We start from the raw sequence: 21,396 nt of genomic DNA on the forward strand, positions 1-21,396 counted from the left end.
CGACGATTATGATTTGAATCAATTGAAAATAATTCAATAAATACTATTTAAATTGAGATGTTTCGTAGGAGGAAAAGGAATGTTAAATAAAATAATTTTAATTACTGGTGGTACAGGTTCGTGGGGGCATGAACTTATAAAACAACTATTAGAAAAATCACCGAAAGAAATTAGAATTTTTTCAAGAAATGAAACGGTTCAGTTTGAAATGCAGCAACAGTTTATAAATGATGAAAGGTTAAAATTTATTATTGGAGATATTCGTGATAAAGATCAACTAGTCTATGCTTGCCAAGGTGTACATTATATATTTCATCTTGCAGCTTTAAAACACGTTCCAGTATGTGAGTATTATCCTTATGAAGCTATAAAAACCAACATACATGGTACGCAAAATGTAATTGAAGCCTCTATACAGATGCGAGTTGAAAAAGTTATATATGTTTCAACGGATAAAGCAGCTGATCCATCAAATACGTATGGGATGACAAAAGCAATTGGTGAAAAATTAATGGTTCATGCGAATATACAAACGAAGAAAACAAAATTCATTTGTGTTCGTGGTGGAAATGTTTTAGGGACGAGTGGAAGTGTAGTACCGCTTTTTAAACAACAAATTAAAAAATCTTCACAAGTAGGGATTACCGATGCGAATATGACTAGATTTTTCTTAACAGTTGAAGATGCTGTTGGATTGTTATTTAAAGCCGTATATCAAGGTAGAGGCGGGGAAATCTTTGTTATGAAAATGCCGGCATGTAAAATAACAGATTTAGCAGAAGTGTTAATTGAAGATTCGGAAAAAAGGAACGTTAAGGTAAAAGAGGTAGGGATAAGACCAGGTGAAAAATTAAGTGAAATGCTTTTATCTGAGGTAGAGAGTAAAACAAGTATAAGTTTTGATCAAAATTATTTTGTGGTACTACCGACCATTCCTATAGAAGGACTTCAAGAATATTATTCTAGCTATCCGCTAGTGGATGTGAAGAGTTTTAGTTCTCAACAAGACTTACTTGCAAAACATGAGGTGAAACAAATGCTATTAAAAGGAGGATTTTTGCGATGAAAAAAAATGCGAGCCTTTTAATAACTGGTGCAAATGGTTTTACAGGACGCCATGCTTGCCAATATTTTTTAGAGCAGGGCTTTCATGTAATTCCTATGTTTCAAAATCGTGCACATAGAGAAAAAATTAGAAATGGTATTACTTGTAATTTAACTAATAAGAGCGAAGTAATAAAGGTAATGAAACAAATAAAGCCAGACTACGTATTGCATTTAGCAGGAAGGAATTCGGTCATAGAATCTTGGACATCTGCTCTTGAATATATAGAGATTAACGTAATAGGAACGTTATATTTATTAGAAGCAATTAAGCAAGAAGCATCGCATTGTAGAACATTAGTTATAGGATCTGCTTTGCAAGCAGATAGTATGGACGAAATGAAAATTTCAAATCCATATAGTTTAAGTAAAACGATGCAAGTCATTATTGCAGAGGCTTGGGGAGAATTAATGGATTCAAATATTATCATTGCAAAGCCTTCAAATTTAATTGGTCCAGGGGTATCGAATGGCATTTGTTCGATTCTCGCAAAGAAAATGATAGATATAGAATCAGGTAGAAGTAAAGCTATTATTGAAGTAAACAGTTTGAAAGATAGTAGAGATTTTCTAGATGTACGTGATGCGGTTAAAGCATATCATGTGTTATTACGAGATGGAATAAATGGAAAACAATATAACATCGGATCAGGAGTAAAACGATCTTTATTAGATGTACTAGAACAATATAAAGAATTAACACAGCTAAATTTTTTTATAGAGGAAACAGAGAAAAGTGGGAGCGACTCAAATGAGAGTTTAGTAATAGAGGAAATAAAAAGGTTAGGTTGGATCCCAGAAATTGAATTTCATCAATCATTAAAAGATGTACTTGAGTATGCGAAGTGTAGTGACATCTGCATGCAATGAAAAACAAAAAAGGGTGTAAGAAATATATGAATGGTTATGAAGTAATAGATAATCAAAATACGCTATTTCTTTCAATTGTTGATACGCTGGACTGGAAAGATGAAGAAGCGCATGTATTGCGTCTTTATGAGGCAATACATAAATATCAAGCGTATGTAGAAGAAAAAAGGGTTAATCGAATAAAGTCAGCATTAGAGACCGAAACTAGGTATGTGATTCAAATCTTTGCTCAATATGAGTGTAGTGAGTATGGAAATGATTTTTATGAACTCATTAAAGATCTTTTACAAGATATAGAGGTGGAGTTAAAGATTTATATAAAAAATAATAAGTTTATTTACATTTAAAAGGTAAATATAAAGCTAGATTTTTAATAATAAAGGTGGGTATAAGTTATGAGCAAAACGATTCTTTTTACTGGGGGCGGTACAGCCGGACACGTTATGATTAATATTGTATTAATTCCTAAATTTATAGAGCAAGGATGGAGAGTCGAGTATATTGGATCCAAAAATGGAATTGAAAAATCATTAGTGAAAAATGTTAAATACAATAGTGTTTCAACGGGCAAGCTTAGGAGATATTGGGATTGGGAGAATTTTAAAGATCCTTTTAAAATTATAAGCGGTTGTTTACAAAGTTATAAATTAATTAAGAAAACAAAGCCTGACGTTATCTTTTCAGCAGGAGGATTTGTTTCAGTTCCTGTAGCTATAGGAGCATGGTTAAATCGTGTGCCTATAATTATACGTGAACCAGATAGCACATTAGGACTTGCCAATAAAATAGCATTACCTTTTGCTACAAAGCTATGCACAACATTTCCTCAGACAGGAGAAAATGTAAGTAATGAGAAGAAGGTTTATGTAGGACCGATTGTAAGGGAAGAAATTGAGAAGGGTAACGTATTAAGAGGAAGAAGATATTGTGAATTTCAACAAGATAAACCAGTGTTATTAATTATGGGTGGGAGTCAAGGTGCTAAATGGATAAATGATATGGTAAGGAAATGTTTAGATACAATACTATTAAACTTTAATATTATTCATATATGTGGTAAAGGGAAGGTAGACCCATCTATTGGCATGGAGGGGTATATGCAATTTGAATATATAGGAGACGAGTTGCCGCATATACTAAATATGGCAAGTGTTGTAGTTTCCAGAGCGGGTTCTACTGCTATTTCTGAATTGTTATTTTTGAAGAAACCGATGTTGCTTATCCCGTTAACTAACAGTTCCAGTAGGGGAGATCAAGGTTTAAATGCTGAATATTTTTCACGGCAAGGATATGCGGAAGTAATACTCCAAGACAGAGTAAATACGAATACATTTATACATGCAGTAAATAAGTTGTATACAAATCAGGAGAAATATATTCAAAACATGAATGAATATAAAAAAACAAATGATGAGGGGATTCATCAATTAGTAGATATAATAAATGATGTGGTGAAGTAATAGAAATGTAAATGGAAAAACAAAAGGAAAGAAGGTATCTTCTTTCCTTTTTACTATATTTGTTCAAATTTATTGTTAGTTATTCCAATTAGCTATGTAATATGGGTGAATGCCGTTTTCTAATAGCTCAGTAAATGCATCAATATGAATAGGCTTACTGTAATAATAACCTTGAATAAACTGACATTTATTTTTTTGAAGGAAATTTACGTGCTCTTTTGTTTCTACACCTTCAGCAATGACAGACATTCCTAGTGTATTTGCTAATGTGATGATTGTTTTAATAATTTCCATTCCATCATCACATGTTTCAGACATTGTAATAAATTCTCTCGGAATTTTTAATGTATCAATTGGATATAAAGGTAAGTAGGCTAGCGAAGAATAACCTGTACCAAAGTCGTCGATTGAAATGTGAATCCCTAGACTTTTTAGTGTACGCAGTTTTATCAATGTTTCTCGTTCATCCATCATTGCAATTCGCTCTGTTAATTCAAGATCAAGAGAGCTTGCTGGTAAACCTGTATTTGTTAAAGTAGAAGAAATAGACCTTACAAAATCCTCTTGTTCAAATTCTTTAGCAGATAAATTTACACCTATTTTTAAATGTGAATATCCGAGTCCGTGCCAACGTTTCATTTGCTTACAAGCCTGCTCTAATGTCCATTTTCCTATTGAAATAATTTGTAGTGTTTCTTCTGCAATCGGAATAAACTCGTATGGAGAAATAATACCTAATTCAGGATGATTCCACCTAATTAAAGCTTCTGCACCGATGATTTTATTAGATTCACTATCAACTTGAGGTTGATACAAAAGGAACAATTCTTCATTTTGTAGTGCGTTTGGTAAATCTTTTTCTAATCGTAATCGTCTTTCAATTTTTTTAGCGATTACATCGTCATAAATAGAGAGAGAGTTAAGCTCTTTTGCTTTTGCATCATACATTGCAACATTGGCGTTTTTCAGGAGTGTAGCGGTATCGATTCCGGAATGTGGATAAATAGCGATGCCGATACTCAGTGATAAAGTTAATTTATGCTCATGTATGATAAATGATTTTTTCATGCATTCAAATAATTGGTTACATAATTGGAATAAGTAATCTTCGTCAGTATAGTTTTCAATTATGATTGTAAATTCATCGCCACCGATTCTTGAAAGATGAGTATGTGATGGAAGACATGATTGGAATCGCTTTGCTACTTCTTCTAATATGTAATCTCCTGACGAATGTCCAAGTGTATCGTTAATTGCTTTAAAGCGATCTAAATCTAAATATAATAATGCAAACTCGCTTCCTGCTATTTTAGCATTTTTTATAACTCTCTTTAATTTTTTATGAAAAAAGGCACGGTTCCCAATTTTCGTTACTGTGTCATGGAATGCTAAATATTTAATTTCTTCTTGCTGTTTTTTTAGTGCAGTAATATCTTTCACCATAATATAGCTTCCTGAAATTTGTCCGTCTATTATAATAGGAATGATTGTAACGTATAAAAAATAAGTAAAGCCATCTTTATATTGAGAACTAAGTTGTAAGGATGCCGATTCTTGTTGTTTCACTTTCTCTAATGCCAATGCTAGCTTATGCTTATCTTCATCTAAAATAATCGAAAAACAAGTTTCACCTAGTAACTCATCCGTTGGTGCACCAAGTAGTACACTCCCAGCCTTATTTACATTTAAGAATATTCCATTTAAATCAATGGTGAAAATAGGGTCAGGATGATATTCATATAATGATTTAAACTTTTGTTGTTTTTGAGAAAGAGCCTCTGATTTATGAACTAAATCAGACGTCCGTAAAGTAACTTTTTCTTCTAGTTGGGCATTAAATGCCTGCAAACGTTTTGTTAAGGAATTGTTTTGCATACGTACGATAGAATGACGAATGAGTACGAAAATAAAAGTAATACAATTTCCTGTAATGAGAGTTGAAGATGATGTTTGTTCTTTTAATGTAAACCCGATTAGTATTGCAACAGCAAGATAGGGAAATACAACTAAAGCTTTTTTTCCTATTATAGGGTTTACAATGAAATAATTTTTATGGCTATTATGATCTTCTGGAATAGAGCCAGCTATTGCAATAAGTAATATAGGTATTCTATATAAAAGACGTAATAATGTTATCGTTTCAGTTGATAAGTGGTTATTTAAGTAAAAATAAATATAGTTAAAAGTTGCAGAACTTATTAATACAAAAATAAAGATATAAATTTTCCGTTTGGATTTAAAAATTGTTGGACGGAAAAAGAGACTAACACCTAGCAGCAGAAATAATAAATCTGCAATTGGGTATAAAAATGAAAGGAAAACATCTCCTAGTGAAAGAGAGAATATATTTAAACTTGGTTGGTTAAATAAATACCATTCTAATGTAAATATGGAAGTAAGCACTATGCATATATCACAAATAAAGAACGCTTTTTCCCATTTATTGCATTCCTTTAAAATTTTATAGCAGAAAGCGATAAGACAGAAAAATAGAAAAAACATGTAAAATACATCAGAAACAGTAAAACGATGTATTGGAATTTCGAAGAAGCTATCCTGATATGTATATACTATTTTCCCTAATAAAAAACTACCAATTGCTATTGTAATACATATCCAAAACGGATTTGAACTGACTTTTTTAGAATATATAGAGTAAATCAGTGATACAAATGTAATGGCTTCAACGATAAGTGAAGCGAAGCGTACATCTGAATTTGAAAAATGAGTAGGGAACAGATAGAAAAACATAAAATAGATTGAATAGCATATTAATGTTCCAATTAATATACATAATTGTAAATTTTTATTTAATTTCAATGAAATCACCTTCTTTAATTATGTACTATGTTCGTTATATCTATACATAATAATATTATTTAAGAATTGTATCAGATTTCCTTATAAAAATCATGTTTATAAGGAAAGTGTTAAATAGTGTAAGTATTCTTAAAGTTAAAAAAACATTGTGGTTGATAGTATAGACTGTATCAAGATTTTAAATAGAAATTGTATATTTAGTCATCCTTTGAATTGTAAAGTTTTTTTAGTGATTTGTAAGTGGAGATGCAAAATTGCATATAAAATGATGAGGATTTTTTAGGCGAGATTTTTATTTTAAATCTGAAAATTAACATTTGTGAAAATATAGGGGAAGGATATAGAATAAGAACGTGTATTCTTACAGAGTGGATAGTATTGCCACTAAATAGGGAGGTTTTTTTATGATATATCGAATTAAAGATGCAGAAATATACTATGAAATTGTGGGAGAGGGTAAACCGGTCATTATCATACATGGCTGCGCCCCTGATCATAGGTTAATGATGAAATGTATGGAATCAGTATTTCAGAAATATGAAGGTTGTAAGCGAATATATATTGATTTACCTGGTATGGGGAAATCGAACGCTCCAAATTGGATAAATAGTTCAGATCGTATAGTAGAAGTGCTTATCACATTTATTGAGGAAATCATTTCTACTGAAAAATTTTTATTGGTAGGAGAATCATATGGAGGCTATTTAGCCAAAGGTATACTTACAAAGATGTTTGAGAGAGTTAGCGGATTACTATTAGTATGTCCTGTTGTTGTAGCGGAGCCAGAAAAAAGGATTCTTCCAGATAAACAGGTAATTGTACAAGATGAGGAATTTTTAAATACGCTTACTTCCACGGAAAGAGAGAAATTTTGTGAGTTAGCTGTAATAGCAAATGAATATACATATACGCGATTTAAAGAAGAAATTAAGCCTGGGTTAGATGTTGCTAATTATGAATTTATTGAAAGGTTGCAAAAGAATTACTCTCTTACTATGGATTTTCAGCGTGAAAAATATGAAAAGCCCGTTCTTTTACTGACTGGAAGACAAGATATATCAGTAGGTTATCAAAATATTATAGAAATTATTGAAGAATATCCCAGGGCAACATTAGCAGTGTTAGATATGGCAGGGCATAATTTGCAAATTGAGCAGCCTGAATTATTTGAGAGTTTAGTAGGAGAATGGATTAGACGAACAAATCAGCACATTTTATAAAGTATTTTAGTATTACACTTAAGTGTTGAAATGGGATAAATGAACGTGATGTATTAACTAATAAACAATTTTAAGGAGAAATTATGAGCACATATATTTATATGGTTAGACATGGTGAATCACCAAAACTAGAAGGAAATGAAAGAATGCGCGGGTTAACTGAGAAGGGACGTATGGATGCCCGTAGAGTAACTGACATATTAAAAGCGGAGAAAATTGATACTTTTATTTCCAGTCCCTATAATCGGGCTATGTTAACGATAGAGGAGTCAGCTAATTTCCATGAAAAAGAAATAGTAGTATATGAAAATCTTAAAGAGTGTATGTTTTCAAGTGAGGGTCAGGTTATATCAGACAAAGAGGTGTATCCACTTGTACAGAAGATGTTCTCTAATCCGGACTTTTCACGAACGGAAGGAGAGTCATATGCAGATTGCCAGAGAAGAGTAGTGAAAGTATTAAAAGAAATCTTAATAGATTTTCAAGGACGCAAAATTGTAATTGGTACACATGGGCTTGTCATGACATTAATGATGAACTATTTTGATAAACAATATGGTTTTGAATTTTTAATGAATACGTCAAAACCGGATATATATAAGATGGAGTTTAAAGAAGAACAATTAATGAATGTAGAGAGATTATGGAAAGCGGAATAAAATTAGTTGCATGGATTTTGTTGTAAAAGTTACTTTTATAGCAAAGTCTTTTTTTGAATAGAAAGCATCTTTATCAACTATTTTTAGAATGTTAAATCAATAAGTAATTATTCAGTATTTGAATAAATTATGGGGGAATTGGTTTAGGGAAACAATTTTAAATGTGTCAAAACTCCAAACGTTGGATTTATATTCAATAGGAGAAAAAGATGTAGAATTTTGTCTTACAGTCCCCGTTTACTTTTCATTTCATTACATATAGGCTTTGTGGTGTAAGGGGGACATCACCTTTACGCAAAATCTATAAGGAGGTCATTGTAATGAAACAGATTAAAAAGTTTGCGGGAGTTGCTTTAGCGGGGACGATTGGATTAAGTGGACTACTGTTTTTAGAACCAAGTGTAAGCGTTGCGGAAGCACAGCAAGTGAAAGTGGAAAATTTCAATACAATTGATGTAACGATGGATCTAAATGAATTGTATGTATTAAGTGGCAGAAGTATTGATATTCTTTCTGGAGATAAAGAAGCAATTCAGTTAAATAAATACACAATTAGTTTTAATAAACCTGGGAAGTATGTGATTAAAGTAAATGGTTGTATTTATGATGATGTATATACTTTTATTGTGAATGAGTAGTATTATATATTCTTAAATTGCGAGATAAAAACAGAAACACCCTATTTGCGGCGGGAGTCGTAAATAGGGTGAATTTATTTGCATTAAGCAGTACTTTAAATATGTTCACTAATTTTCTTTTTGTTATGTAAAAGTGTTTGAAACATCTTAAATGATTGCTGAAAGATTGGACTTTGAATAAAGGTGTACAGAAAAGTTACGATGAAAACAGGACCGCCTAGCATAAATCCAACAACTAGTACAATACATTCTACTATGATTCTAGCACGGCTAATAGAAAGTCCTGTTTTGTCGGAAATAGTAAGCATGAATCCATCACGAGGGCCAGCGCCAATCCCAGCTGCAACGTACATCCCTCCCCCGATACCTGTAATGGCAATACCAGAAAATAAAATGAGTAAGTTTATCCATAAATAATTACTAGCGTCTGGAAGCATGTTTGATTGTAAGAAAAAGTCCATAATGGGACCGATAAGTAGTGCATTCAAAAATGTACCGACATTTATATATTTTCGATCTACTAGTAAAGATATTAGAACGAGACATAACCCACATATGACACTCCACGTACCAATGGTCCATCCAAACTTTTGGTAGAGAGCCATATTTAAAACTTCCCAAGGGTGCAAGCCTAGAAATTTAACTTTGACCGCAAGAGCATTTCCAAGGCCAAAGAAAATTAATCCTAAGAAAAAAAGAAAATAGCGAAAGAGAGTTAGCCTCATCTTTAAAACCTCCCATATTTTATAATTATGTATGTTACCTGTTACGGTTTTAATGTACAAATATTATGTCTTTTTATCATTCGTTTAAAAATGTTAACAATGTAAATGAAATATGTATCTTCACAGTCAAAAAAGTTAAAATATTTCGTTTTAAGGATTATAATGGAGAGAGAAACGTAAAAGGGAGTGAATGAACTTGAAACAAGAACTTATTGAAAGATTTACGAGATATGTAAAAATTGATACGCAATCAAATGAAGAAAGCCATACAGTACCAACAACACCAGGACAAATTGAGTTTGGTAAGTTATTAGTGGAAGAGCTAAAAGAAATTGGGTTAACAGAAGTAATGATGGATGATAATGGCTATGTAATGGCAACACTTCCAGCTAATACGGACAAGGATGTTCCTGTAATCGGATTTTTAGCTCATTTAGATACGGCAACAGACTTTACAGGGAAAAACGTCAAGCCACAAATTCATGAAAATTTTGATGGTAATGCAATTACGTTAAATGAAGAGCTAAATGTTGTGTTAACACCAGAGCAGTTCCTGGAATTACCATCATATAAAGGGCATACCATTATTACAACTGATGGTACAACACTTCTAGGAGCAGATGATAAAGCTGGTCTTACAGAAATTATGGTTGCAATGAACCATTTAATACATAATCCGCAAATTAAGCACGGGAAAATAAGAGTAGCATTTACACCGGATGAAGAAATTGGTCGTGGGCCAGCGCATTTTGATGTAGAAGCGTTTGGTGCATCATTCGCTTATACGATGGATGGAGGTCCATTAGGTGGTTTAGAGTATGAAAGTTTTAATGCTGCAGGTGCTAAGTTAACGTTTAACGGAACGAATACACATCCTGGAACAGCGAAAAATAAAATGCGCAATGCAACTAAACTGGCTATGGAGTTTAATGGGCATTTACCAGTAGAAGAGGCGCCAGAATATACAGAAGGCTATGAAGGATTCTATCATTTACTTTCTTTAAATGGTGATGTTGAGCAAAGTAAAGCGTATTATATTGTTCGAGACTTTGATCGTGAAAATTTTGAGGCACGTAAAAATAACGTTAAAAATATTGTGAAGAATATGCAAGAAAAGTATGGTGAAGATGCAGTCGTCTTAGAAATGAATGATCAATACTATAACATGCTTGAAAAAATTGAACCGGTAAGAGAAATTGTTGATATTGCATATGAAGCAATGAAAAGTTTAGACATTGAACCAAATATTCATCCGATTCGCGGAGGCACAGATGGATCACAATTATCATATATGGGATTACCGACGCCGAATATTTTCACTGGTGGTGAAAACTATCACGGTAAATTTGAGTATGTTTCGGTAGATAATATGGAAAAAGCCGTTCAAGTTATTGTAGAAATTGCAAGACGTTTTGAGGAGCAAGCTTAAAAAAGAACCAAGTAGTACGAATGTGCTACTTGGTTCTTTTAATATAGTACTCGCCATAAATAAAAAGTCGCATAAGACTCCCAATTAGCCCAGTTTGCCGCGAAATCTTTTATTTCATTTTTAGTCGGTTTATTTTCGGAACCTGTTATAAATTTAATTGCATTATGCAGACCAACATCATCAATTGGAAAAGCTGAAGGAAATCTTAAACAACGCATTAAAACATAGTTGGCAGTCCATGGGCCTATACCATGGATAGCGGTTAATTGTTTCTCAGCAACCTTTACATCTTGTGTTTGCAGTAAATCCTCTTTTGATAGTTTTCCCTCTGTGATAAGCTTCGCAATACCGATTAAATATTCACATTTTCTAGTCGTCATTTTTAATTGTTGGAGATCTTCTACATGTAGATTTGCAATTGTTTCAGGTGATGGGAATATCCAATGCTTTCTACCGTCCCATTCTACATAACTTCCAAATTGCTCAACTAATCTTCTTTTTAGCGTATAAGCATATGTTAGGTTAATTTGTTGACCGATAATTCCCCAGGAAAGTGCCTCAAATAAGTCTGGAATACCTAAAGTACGAAGGCCATAATATTGTTCAATTGGTCCTTGAAGGAGTAAATCATGTTTAGCTAATGTATAAAAGGGGGCTAAATCAGTAGTTAAATCAAACCATTCTTTTATATAGTTAGCTACAGCTTCACGTATCGATTTTTCAGATGTGAATGATTCTTCTAAACAAAGTATTTGAATATTGCCATCTGTATTCACACTAATTTCAACTAGAGGATTTACATCTTGAACAGGGATAACTTTATAAATTTTGTTATCTTCAATATGGAACATACATTCATTGTTAGAACGTGATAGATAACGTAAATTTTCTTGGAAACAAAATTCTTTTGGAACTGCTATAGATAATGCGCTATTATATTCTGCTGTCATATGAATTCCACCTGCAACTTTTCTAATGTAAGCAATTTTTTCTTCATTTCTAATCCACCCCTAAATCCGGTTAGTTTCCCATTCTTCCCAATAACGCGGTGACAAGGAATGGTAATAAGAAGAGGGTTAGCAGCAATAGCAGAAGCAACGGCGCGCACAGCTTTAGGTTTTTGAATTCTTTCAGCAATTTCTGTATAAGAATAGGTCTTTCCATAAGGAATTTCACGTACCGCATTCCAAACAGATGATTGAAAATTAGTTCCATAAGCATCGATAGGGAATGTAAAAGTTTCTCGCTTGCTTTCTAAATATTCGATAATTTCTTTCGTATATATTTGCAAGTAATCTGGACTATGGATCAATATATGTTGGGGCAGTTTTTTTCTAGCCCATATATTTAATTCTTCAAAGTTTTCGTCTTGTGATCCAATGAAACATAGTCCATTTTCAGTTGCAGCAATATGAAATCGCCAATTTTTATGTGTAAGTAGCGTCCAATATATATAATTATTTTTGTAGGAATTCATTATCGTATCCCTCTTTCATTTCGTTCTTTTTTCGATATTCAGTAGGAGTAAATCCGGTTTTTTTTTTAAATAAAGTTGCGAAATACTCTGGGTTTTCTATCCCGACAGCAGTACTAATTTCTTTAATAGATTGATTTGTGTGTAAAAGGTATTCGGTTGCTTTAAGAACCCTGAATTGTTGTATATATTCTATAGGAGTTAGCCCTATTATTCTTTTGAAAGTACGCTGTAAATGAAAAGGGCTACCATGACACATTTCCGCAAGCATGTCGAGAGTTAAGGATTCGTCATAATGCTTTTCGATATAGTCTTTAATTTGTTCTACCCACTCTTCATTAGGTAAAGTGATCCCGTTTGGCTTACAACGTTTGCACGGGCGAAAGTTTTCACTTAATGCTTGTTCTGCATGATGAAAAATTCGTACATTGTTTCTATTCGGTATTCTTGATTTGCATGATGGCCTGCAAAAGATTCCAGTTGATTTCACAGCATAAAAGAATTTGCTATCATAGGAAGAATCATTATGAATAATTGCATGCCAATACTCACTCGTTAATGTTAACCCTTCATTGTGCAAAAACATCACCTCTGAAAGTAGTATAACCTGAATAAAGTGCGTATGTACGTATTTACAAATGTAAGAGCAAGATTACAAAGATGAACATATGATTGTTTTTCTATTTTGTGATAGCATGAACTTTGAAAGTGAACATCAAGAGGAGGACTATAAGTGAAGTTAATTTCATGGAATGTAAATGGTTTACGTGCAGTTATTGCAAAGGGTGGATTTTTAGAATATCTCGAAGAATCTAATGCAGATATATTTTGTCTGCAAGAGATTAAATTGCAAAGTGGCCAAATTGATTTAAATCTAGAGGGATATTATACATACTGGAATTACGCTGTGAAAAAAGGGTATTCGGGAACGGCTATTTTTACAAAAAAAGAACCGCTTTCTGTTACATACGGCTTAGAAATTGAAGAGCATGATCAAGAAGGGCGACTTATTACATTAGAATTCGAAGATTTTTACATGATCACGTTATATACACCAAATTCAAAACGTGGATTAGAACGATTAGATTACAGAATGAAATGGGAAGATGATTTCAGATCCTATATCAAACGATTAGATGAGAAAAAACCAGTTATTTTTTGTGGAGACCTAAATGTTGCTCATAAAGAAATCGATTTGAAAAATCCAAAAAGTAATCGTAAAAACCCTGGATTCTCCGATGAGGAACGAGAGAAATTTACATGTATTTTAGAAGAAGGATTTATTGATACGTATCGTTACCTTTATTCTGATCAAGAAGGTGCATACTCGTGGTGGTCGTATCGTATGGGCGCGAGAGCGAAAAATATCGGATGGCGTTTAGATTATTTTGTTGTTTCGGAAAGAATGAAAGACCAAATAACAGAAGCGAAAATTAATAGTGAAGTAATGGGATCAGACCATTGTCCAGTTGAATTACATATAAATTTCTAAAAAAAGAAGTATCTCCCTAAAATCAGGCGGATACTTCTTTTTTTAATTCAGTTTGTTAAAATTTTTCAAATCATTCTTGAAATAATTTCATATTAAATATATACTTAGTAACGATAATCATTATCAGTAGAAACGGTTATCAAGTGATGAAGGTGTAAAAGAATTATAGTCTAGGGGAAGTGAACGTGAATGAGTTCTGGATAAAATTATTAATCTAATGAAATATATATTTGAGACAAGGTTCATATAGTTAAATTTTATTGAGAATATAGTTTGAAAATTCGAGAGGAGACATATAAAGATGAACAAGAAATTATTTACTTTAGGGATGGTTACAGTTTTAAGTGTAGGTTTAGCGGCATGTAATAGTGCGGATAAAACTTCAGGCGAGCAAAAACAACAGACAAAAGCTACGGAAACGAAAAAAGATGAAAAACGAAAAATTACATATTTAGGTAAAGAATATACAGTGCCAGCAAAAGTAGATAAAATTGCGACAGCTAGTTTAGAGTCAATGGAAGATGCGGCGGTACTTGGAATTAAACCAGTTGGTGCCATTACTGTAGGTGGTAAATTACCAAAATACCTTGAAAAAGAGTTAGAAGGTGCGAAATCTGTTGGTGAGAAAATGCAACCAAATTTCGAAACATTACTACAATTAAAACCAGATGTTATTACATCGAGTACGAAATTCCCAGCAGAAACAGCTGAAAAGTTTACGAAAGTAGCTCCTACATTCCCGGTATCACACGTTTCAACAAATTGGGAAGATAACTTAAAGTTAATGGGAGAATTAACTGGTAAAAAAGATAAAGCAGAAAAAATTATTAAAGACTACAATTCGGACGCTGAAAAAGCAAAAGCAAAACTAGGAGATAAGTTAAAAGATAAAAAAGTACTTGTCATTAGATTAAGAGCAAACGAATTATTCTTATATCCAGATGGAGTATACTTCAACCCTGTAATTTATAAAGATCTTGGACTAACTGCTCCAGAACAATTGAAAACTGTAAAAGCACAAGAGAAAATTTCATTTGAAAAACTTGCTGAACTTAACCCAGATTATATTTTCTTACAATATGAGGCAAGTGAAAATAAAAACCCGAAAGTGTTAGAAGAAATTGAAAGTAATCCAATTTGGCAAAGTATGAATGCTGCGAAGGAAAAGAAAGTATTTGTAAATGTTGTAGATCCAATGGCACAAGGTGGTACTGCTTGGAGTAAAACAGCATTCTTAAAAGAAGCAGTGAAAAATTTATCTAAATAATACAATAAGTAAGGTGCGTTGAATGATATGCAGAAAACAAATGCAGTACCAGTAACCATATTATGTATAGCACCCATACTCATCTTATTTACAGTTATACTTTCGATTTTGTATGGGGCGAAAAGTATTGATGCTGAAACAGTGTGGAACGCATTATTTCATTTTGATTCAAGCGATGTAAATCATAATATTATTATTACTTCACGTTTACCAAGGGTAGTTGCAGCTCTTTTAGTCGGAGCATTTCTAGCCATATCAGGAGCACTTATGCAGGGGATGACAAGAAACTATCTTGCATCCCCTTCTATTATGGGTGTGACGGATGGCGCTGCCTTTGTTATTACACTTTGTATGATCTTTCTTCCGGGAATGTCATCAATTGGTATGGTTTTATGTTCAATGATTGGTTCTGCACTAGGAGCCGGTATCGTGTTTGGTTTTGGTTCGCTCCTTCAAAATGGCTTATCACCAGTTAGGTTAGCGATTATAGGGACAGTTATTGGAACATTTTTAAGCAGTGTATCGGCTGCAATGGCTTCATATTTTCAAATTTCTCAAAATGTTAGTTTTTGGTTTAATGCAAAATTAGATCAAGTAGATCCTAATATCATTAAAATCACGATACCGTTTGGGATAATTGGAATAATTTTAGCGCTGTTAATATCAAAATCTATTACCATTCTTTCATTAGGCGAAGAGGTTTCTATTAATTTAGGGCAGCGTACAAAACTAGTTAAAGCGATGGCAATTTTATCAGTTATCTTTTTAACAGGAACAGCAGTTGCTTTAGTGGGGAAAGTTGGTTTTGTAGGTTTAATTATTCCGCACATTACTCGCTTTATAATTGGGGTAGATTATAAGTGGATTTTGCCATGTGCAGGCGTTATTGGTGGCGTTTTCTTAGCGTTATGTGATGTTTTAAGTAGATTTGTAAATTATCCATTTGAAACGCCAATTGGAGTCGTAACATCTTTAATTGGAATTCCTTTCTTCCTTTATTTAATTCGTACAAGAGGAGGAGAGAGACATGCTTAAAAGTTCAAGTCAACGTTTTGGAATGACGATGGGGATTATTGTATTTTTAATACTATGTGCCATTTACATTAGTTTAACGAATGGTACGTTTGATATTACGATTACAGATGTATTTAAAACACTTTTTAGAATTGATCCAGTACCAGAACATGATTTAGTTATTTTTGAGTTTCGCCTTCCGCGTATTGTAATTGCTGGATTAGTAGGATTAGGCCTTGGTGTTGCGGGTGCCGTTATTCAAGGGATTACAAGAAATGGATTGGCAGACCCAGGTATTTTAGGCGTAAACGCCGGAGCAGGAACAGCCATCGTTATTTTTATGTTTTTCTTTCAAGGGCAACTAAAGAGCACAGATTGGATTTCTATAATGATGATGCCTATGTTTGGTTTAATAGGTGGATTAGGTGCAGCGCTAATCATTTATTTGTTTTCTTGGAAAAACGGTAAGTTAGATTCGCAACGACTGTTATTAACAGGGATTGCAATCGGTTCAGGGTTTGGAGCATTCTCTATGTATTTATCACTCAAAATGAAGTCAACCGATTTCGAGATGGCTGCAGTGTGGGTGTCTGGAAGTATATATAGTGCAAACTGGAAGTATATTGTGGCTATGTTACCATGGCTTATTATCTTAATTCCGCTTATACAAAAGAAAGCTTATTTATTAGATTTATTTCAATTGGAAGAAACGAGTATTACAAGTTTAGGTGTTTCAGTAGAAAGAGAGAAATCGATTTTACTGTTAAGTAGTATCGGACTTGTGAGCGCATGTGTTGCTGTTTCAGGGAGTATCGGTTTTATTGGACTAATGGCACCGCATATAGCGAAAAGACTTGTCGGTATTCAACATAAGTATATAATTCCTACGTGCGGCGTAATAGGAATGTTTCTTGTAATTGCTTCAGACTTTATTGCGAAAACAGTTTTCACACCTGTAGAGCTACCAGTTGGAATCGTTATTTCTATTGTCGGTGTACCGTATTTCTTATATTTACTTTATAAGGCGAAAGCGTAAGAGGAGGAATAAAAGTGAGTATTTTAAGTGCAAAAAATTTAGAAACAAGTTATGAAAAGCTTACAGTGTTTCGCGATTTAAATGTGGAAATACAAGAAGGAAAAGTAACGACAATTATAGGTCCAAACGGTTGCGGTAAATCGACATTGTTAAAAACAATGGGAAGAATTTTAAAACAAAAAAGCGGAAAAGTATATTTGCAAGGGCAAGATTTACATACAATTCCAACGAAAGAAATTGCGAAGCAGTTAGCTTTACTCCCGCAAACGCCAATTGCACCAGGTGAACTTAAAGTGGAAGAATTAATTTCTTATGGACGCTATCCACATCGAAATAACGTAAATAAGTTAACGACAAAAGATAAAGAAATGATTGATTGGGCATTAGATATAACGAAAACTTCTGAATTTCGGACGAGACAAATTGCAAATTTATCGGGCGGTCAAAGACAAAAGGTATGGCTAGCGATGGCATTAGCACAAGAGACAGAAGTGTTGCTATTAGATGAGCCAACTACATACCTTGATATGTCTCATCAATTAGATGTATTACAAATTGTGGAGAAGTTAAATAAAGAACATAATTGTACGGTTGTTATGGTATTACATGATATTAATCATGCAGCAAGGTTTTCAGATGAAATTATTGCAATGAAGGAAGGAGAAATTGTTATAACTGGTAGCCCAGAAGAAATCATTACAAATGAAGTGTTAAAAGAAGTATTTCATATTGATGCGCGTGTCATGATTGATCCGTATAACGGGGCTCCTGTTTGTTTCGGTTATGATAGCGTTGTATCTCAAGAAGAAAAAATCGAAATATATGTAACAAGTTAAAAAGGGGGGGATAGGGTGAATACTACAGTTGAAAAACAGCAGATTATAACATCTAATACAGAGCAGTGGAAAATGTATTCAAAATTAAAAGGTAAAGAATATCAAATTCATATTTCAAAGCCGAGGCAACCAGCACCGGATTCAGGATATCCTGTCATTTACGTATTAGATGGCAATGCCTTTTTTCAAACATTTCATGAAGCAGTTAAAATACAATCAGTAAGAGCGGAAAAAACCGGTGTTTCACCAGCTGTTATAGTAGGAGTGGGTTATCCAATTGAAGGCGCATTTTCAGGGGAAGAAAGATGCTATGATTTTACGCCTAGCGTAATTTCAAAAGATGCTCCTTTAAAACCAGATGGTAAACCGTGGCCTAAAACAGGAGGAGCACATAATTTCTTTACTTTTATTGAAGAAGAACTGAAACCACAAATTGAAAAGAATTTTGAGATTGATAAAGGTAAGCAAACGTTATTTGGGCATTCTTTAGGTGGACTATTTGCTCTCCATATACTATTTACAAACTTAAATGCTTTTCAAAATTATTTTATTAGTAGTCCATCTATATGGTGGAATAATAAATCTGTACTTGAAAAAGAAGAGAACCTTATACATGAATTAAACAATGCTAAGTTTGAAACAGGAGTGTTCCTTACAGTTGGGTCACTAGAACGAGAGCATATGGTTGTAGGTGCAAATGAATTATCAGAGCGCCTTCTCCAAGTAAACCACGATAAACTTAAATTTAAGTTTTATGAAGCTGAAGGAGAGAATCATGCATCTGTTGTGCCGACGTCTTTAAGTAAAGGATTGAGATTTATTAGTTACGTATAGGAAAAAAGGTAAGCAATTGCTTACCTTTTTTCCTTATTGTTTAAAGGCAACGTATCCATCAATTAAAAAACTAGTGAAAAAGCGAGTCATTTGAGTAAAGCCACATTCCTCCATAATAGTTAATAAATTAGCTTCGGAAATAGGAAATATTTCTGTTTCAAAAGAATTTTCAAATCGGTCCCAATCTTCTAATGGAATTTGATTTTGCATCATATGATTGCGCCAAGCATGTAATTGTGTAGAAAACATACTTGTATGGGGCACACCATTTATTGAAGCGAGAAAGAATGGCGCACCAGGCTTTAGGCGATTACTAATATCATTAATAAGTTCTTTTTTCTCCTTATTAGTTGGAATGAAGTGCAGGACAAGCATACAGGTGGCAGCGTCAAATAACTGATTTGGTAATAATGTATGGATAGTTCCATGTACAAGATGAACATGGTTTTGTATGCCTTCGTTTTTAATTCTTTTTTTAGCTAACTGTAGCATGCTTTCAGATGGATCGACCCCTGTAAAAGATAAGTTGTTATTTTGTTTGCCTATTGAGAGAATTTCTTGTCCGCCACCAGCACCTATAACTAGTAAATTTGGATTCATGTTTTTTATAGGGAGTGTAGTAAATAAAAAATGGTTCATCATTTCATATAGGTGGTAGTAGCCTGGGATTTTACATGGAATTCTTTGTTCATATGAATTTACGGTAGTATCATTCCAATTCATTTTTAACCTCCTAAGTATGTGTTTTATAGGTTTATTATGAAATGAAATTATGAAGGGGAACAATCCCGTAAATCTGGGGGGAAGAGGATGCATGAAAAAACAATGAAAGAAATTAAAATGGTAGCGAATCATATAAGTTCTATAAGATCATTTCAAGAGTCATTTCTCCACTTGATACGTAAAGTTATTGATTTTGACGCCGCTTGTTTTACAACTATAGACCCAATTTCTTTTTTATCTACTGGGGCATTTACCGATGAGAGTGTTGAAAAGATTCATCCACAATTGTTTATGAATGAATTTTTAGAAGATGATTTTAATAAATTTAAATGTTTAACAGAACACTCTCCTCATGTTGCTTCTCTAAGTATGGCGACAAATGGTGAACAAAAGAAAAGCTCTAGATACCGAAATATTTTAAAACCAGCAAGTTTTGGAGATGAATTAAGGGGCGTTTGTATGAGTAAGGGGAAATGTTATGGCCATCTTAGTTTATTTCGAGGAAGTATAAGTCCCGCTTTTCATATCGATGATTGTAAGTACTTAGCAACGATAGTCCCAATCGCTGGAGAGGCTTTAAAGAAGACAGTTTCTATACCTTTTTCAGAAGAGAAGGTGATAGGCACAGGTACGATTATAGTAAGTGAGGATTTTAGTGTATTATATTGGAATCAAGGTGGCAGCGAGTGGCTTTCAAATCTTAGAAAGCATGAACAGTTAAATATAAAAGAAATACCAAGGCCAATACGTGCGGTTTGTTCGAAAGTAAAGGCTAACGAGTATAATGTAGGGTGTATGAATAGAGAAGAAAACGTTTGTCTACCTTTAGCCTATGGCCATTTTTTAATCATTCGGGCTAGTAAGTTAGAACGTACAAGTAGTTTTCAAGGTGGTTATATTGTTCTATTCGAAAGAGCAAGACCGGAAGAGATTTTTCCACTTATTATGGAAGCTTATAGTTTTACAATACGTGAGAAGCAAGTAATACGTAAAATTCTTACAGGTATGTCGACAAAGGAATTAGCCCAAGAACTTTGTATATCTATATACACGGTACAAGATCATTTAAAATCCATTTTTGAAAAGACTGGGGTAAGTAGCAGAAATGAACTTGTGTGGGAAGTATTTTCGAAGTTTTGCTTTGATGTCAATGAATGAAAATAAAACAACTCTACAAAGATCACATGAAGTACGGTGGATGAGTTGTAGGATTGGACTTAAAAAGGTTATGGATGAAACGTTCCATAACCTTTTTTGATATGTAGAATTGTCCTTTTTGAACGTTTTGTTTCAACTTTTCGTCTAAAGAGACAAAAAGTTGTCACAATTCGGTCGCAATTAGCATAAACATAAAATAGACGAAATGAACTTATTTCCAAAAAGGCTTAGTTCATTCCAATCATGATTCGTAGAGCTGCAAAAGCATGGATTAAAAGTTCACTATATTTTCAAGGAGGTAGATCGTATGAAAACTATTCTTGCTATCGCTGGGCTTATTTGGGTTTTATCACATGGAATTCCAATTTATGAAGGAGAACAAATTCGCAGTGCTCTGAATAAAAATTTTAATGAATATCATGTTATTGATCGGCAAGATAATGTTGTGACAGTTCGTGTAAATGACTGTTTTCATACGGTAACCGTGGAAGGAACTTCAGTAGTGAATGATGAAAAAGTATGTGATCAGCAATAATTATATATAGAAGGAAAAAAGTCTCAATTTATACACGTATAAATTGAGACTTTTGTATTTATGGATGAATAATAAGAGGGGATGGATAATCCCCTCTTATTA

The 21,396-nt window shown here is 33.3% G+C and carries 22 protein-coding genes; 16 read left to right on the forward strand and 6 right to left on the reverse strand.

The window, feature by feature from the left end; all coding sequences use genetic code 11:
• Positions 1-79: 79 nt before the first annotated feature.
• Genes ASE54_RS07950 through ASE54_RS07965 form a run of 4 tightly spaced genes read left to right on the forward strand, consistent with a single transcriptional unit; the run spans position 80 to position 3,434 of the window.
• The gene (locus ASE54_RS07950) at positions 80-1,066 is read left to right on the forward strand and encodes a UDP-N-acetylglucosamine 4,6-dehydratase family protein (protein WP_000932593.1); all 987 of its coding nucleotides are present in this window, start codon (positions 80-82) and stop codon (positions 1,064-1,066) included.
• Complete coding sequence (locus ASE54_RS07955; RefSeq protein ID WP_000739089.1) at positions 1,063-1,974, forward strand: NAD-dependent epimerase/dehydratase family protein; 912 nt, start codon at positions 1,063-1,065, stop codon at positions 1,972-1,974. The genes ASE54_RS07950 and ASE54_RS07955 overlap by 4 nt, the downstream gene beginning before the upstream one ends.
• Positions 1,971-2,321: a DUF6572 domain-containing protein gene (locus ASE54_RS07960; protein WP_002082318.1), complete on the forward strand. Its 351-nt coding sequence runs from the start codon at positions 1,971-1,973 to the stop codon at positions 2,319-2,321. Before ASE54_RS07955 ends, ASE54_RS07960 begins: the two co-directional genes overlap by 4 nt.
• 48 nt (positions 2,322-2,369) lie before the next feature.
• Positions 2,370-3,434, forward strand: a complete 1,065-nt coding sequence (locus tag ASE54_RS07965; RefSeq protein ID WP_000047567.1) for an undecaprenyldiphospho-muramoylpentapeptide beta-N-acetylglucosaminyltransferase — start codon at positions 2,370-2,372, stop codon at positions 3,432-3,434.
• A 75-nt stretch (positions 3,435-3,509) separates the two neighbouring features.
• Here ASE54_RS07965 and ASE54_RS07970 read toward each other — a convergent pair whose 3' ends face one another.
• Positions 3,510-6,254 (reverse strand): bifunctional diguanylate cyclase/phosphodiesterase, encoded by a 2,745-nt coding sequence (locus ASE54_RS07970; RefSeq protein ID WP_000773542.1) that lies wholly within the window; start codon positions 6,252-6,254, stop codon positions 3,510-3,512.
• 404 nt (positions 6,255-6,658) lie between these two features.
• On the opposite strand from ASE54_RS07970, the gene ASE54_RS07975 reads away from it, so the two are divergent.
• The 3 genes from ASE54_RS07975 (at position 6,659) to ASE54_RS07985 (ending at position 8,771) form a co-directional block, all read left to right on the forward strand.
• Positions 6,659-7,474 (forward strand): alpha/beta hydrolase, encoded by an 816-nt coding sequence (locus ASE54_RS07975; protein ID WP_000640325.1) that lies wholly within the window; start codon positions 6,659-6,661, stop codon positions 7,472-7,474.
• A gap of 83 nt (positions 7,475-7,557) precedes the next feature.
• On the forward strand, positions 7,558-8,133 hold the full coding sequence (locus tag ASE54_RS07980) for a histidine phosphatase family protein (RefSeq protein WP_000109172.1): 576 nt from the start codon (positions 7,558-7,560) through the stop codon (positions 8,131-8,133).
• Between the two features lie 320 nt (positions 8,134-8,453).
• A complete protein-coding gene (locus tag ASE54_RS07985) occupies positions 8,454-8,771 on the forward strand; it encodes a hypothetical protein (RefSeq protein ID WP_000809494.1) in 318 nt (105 codons plus the stop codon).
• Between the two features lie 95 nt (positions 8,772-8,866).
• Here the strand turns inward: ASE54_RS07985 and ASE54_RS07990 are convergent, their stop codons facing one another.
• Positions 8,867-9,496 carry a YitT family protein gene (locus tag ASE54_RS07990; protein WP_001241257.1) on the reverse strand — a complete coding sequence of 210 codons (630 nt, stop codon included), beginning with the start codon at positions 9,494-9,496 and terminating at the stop codon, positions 8,867-8,869.
• A gap of 196 nt (positions 9,497-9,692) precedes the next feature.
• Between ASE54_RS07990 and pepT the strand changes: the two genes are divergently transcribed.
• On the forward strand, positions 9,693-10,925 hold the full coding sequence (pepT, locus tag ASE54_RS07995) for a peptidase T (RefSeq protein WP_000807002.1): 1,233 nt from the start codon (positions 9,693-9,695) through the stop codon (positions 10,923-10,925).
• A 38-nt stretch (positions 10,926-10,963) separates the two neighbouring features.
• Here the strand turns inward: pepT and ASE54_RS08000 are convergent, their stop codons facing one another.
• From ASE54_RS08000 to ASE54_RS08010, 3 genes are read right to left on the reverse strand one after another with little or no spacing between them, the layout of a single operon-like run.
• On the reverse strand, positions 10,964-11,875 hold the full coding sequence (locus ASE54_RS08000) for a DNA-3-methyladenine glycosylase (protein ID WP_000123501.1): 912 nt from the start codon (positions 11,873-11,875) through the stop codon (positions 10,964-10,966).
• The gene (locus ASE54_RS08005) at positions 11,872-12,402 is read right to left on the reverse strand and encodes a methylated-DNA--[protein]-cysteine S-methyltransferase (protein WP_001089834.1); all 531 of its coding nucleotides are present in this window, start codon (positions 12,400-12,402) and stop codon (positions 11,872-11,874) included. The genes ASE54_RS08000 and ASE54_RS08005 overlap by 4 nt, the downstream gene beginning before the upstream one ends.
• Positions 12,383-12,979: a bifunctional transcriptional activator/DNA repair enzyme AdaA gene (locus ASE54_RS08010; RefSeq protein WP_000551298.1), complete on the reverse strand. Its 597-nt coding sequence runs from the start codon at positions 12,977-12,979 to the stop codon at positions 12,383-12,385. Before ASE54_RS08010 ends, ASE54_RS08005 begins: the two co-directional genes overlap by 20 nt.
• Before the next feature lie 153 nt (positions 12,980-13,132).
• On the opposite strand from ASE54_RS08010, the gene ASE54_RS08015 reads away from it, so the two are divergent.
• The 6 genes from ASE54_RS08015 to ASE54_RS08040 all read left to right on the forward strand — a co-directional run bounded on the left by ASE54_RS08015 (position 13,133) and on the right by ASE54_RS08040 (position 18,878).
• The gene (locus ASE54_RS08015; protein ID WP_000767606.1) at positions 13,133-13,891 is read left to right on the forward strand and encodes an exodeoxyribonuclease III; all 759 of its coding nucleotides are present in this window, start codon (positions 13,133-13,135) and stop codon (positions 13,889-13,891) included.
• Between the two features lie 301 nt (positions 13,892-14,192).
• Complete coding sequence (locus tag ASE54_RS08020) at positions 14,193-15,158, forward strand: iron-hydroxamate ABC transporter substrate-binding protein (RefSeq protein WP_001035504.1); 966 nt, start codon at positions 14,193-14,195, stop codon at positions 15,156-15,158.
• A 27-nt stretch (positions 15,159-15,185) separates the two neighbouring features.
• Positions 15,186-16,193, forward strand: a complete 1,008-nt coding sequence (locus ASE54_RS08025) for an iron ABC transporter permease (RefSeq protein ID WP_001173054.1) — start codon at positions 15,186-15,188, stop codon at positions 16,191-16,193.
• Positions 16,186-17,208 (forward strand): iron ABC transporter permease, encoded by a 1,023-nt coding sequence (locus ASE54_RS08030; RefSeq protein WP_000920455.1) that lies wholly within the window; start codon positions 16,186-16,188, stop codon positions 17,206-17,208. The genes ASE54_RS08025 and ASE54_RS08030 overlap by 8 nt, the downstream gene beginning before the upstream one ends.
• Positions 17,209-17,222: 14 nt before the next feature.
• Positions 17,223-18,044: an ABC transporter ATP-binding protein gene (locus ASE54_RS08035; RefSeq protein WP_000025762.1), complete on the forward strand. Its 822-nt coding sequence runs from the start codon at positions 17,223-17,225 to the stop codon at positions 18,042-18,044.
• A gap of 15 nt (positions 18,045-18,059) precedes the next feature.
• Positions 18,060-18,878, forward strand: coding sequence for an alpha/beta hydrolase-fold protein (locus ASE54_RS08040; protein WP_001098706.1), 819 nt, complete (start codon positions 18,060-18,062; stop codon positions 18,876-18,878).
• Positions 18,879-18,911: 33 nt separating this feature from the next.
• Here ASE54_RS08040 and ASE54_RS08045 read toward each other — a convergent pair whose 3' ends face one another.
• A complete protein-coding gene (locus ASE54_RS08045; RefSeq protein WP_001104343.1) occupies positions 18,912-19,601 on the reverse strand; it encodes a class I SAM-dependent methyltransferase in 690 nt (229 codons plus the stop codon).
• Between the two features lie 87 nt (positions 19,602-19,688).
• Between ASE54_RS08045 and ASE54_RS08050 the strand changes: the two genes are divergently transcribed.
• Both ASE54_RS08050 and ASE54_RS08055 read left to right on the forward strand, forming a co-directional pair.
• Complete coding sequence (locus ASE54_RS08050; RefSeq protein WP_000544759.1) at positions 19,689-20,759, forward strand: helix-turn-helix transcriptional regulator; 1,071 nt, start codon at positions 19,689-19,691, stop codon at positions 20,757-20,759.
• A gap of 307 nt (positions 20,760-21,066) precedes the next feature.
• Positions 21,067-21,294, forward strand: a complete 228-nt coding sequence (locus ASE54_RS08055; RefSeq protein WP_000849105.1) for a hypothetical protein — start codon at positions 21,067-21,069, stop codon at positions 21,292-21,294.
• The last annotated feature ends 102 nt before the right edge of the window (positions 21,295-21,396 follow it).

Origin of the sequence: Bacillus sp. Root131, from assembly GCF_001429475.1 — a bacterium.
In the GTDB taxonomy this organism is placed as follows: domain Bacteria; phylum Bacillota; class Bacilli; order Bacillales; family Bacillaceae_G; genus Bacillus_A; species Bacillus_A thuringiensis_S.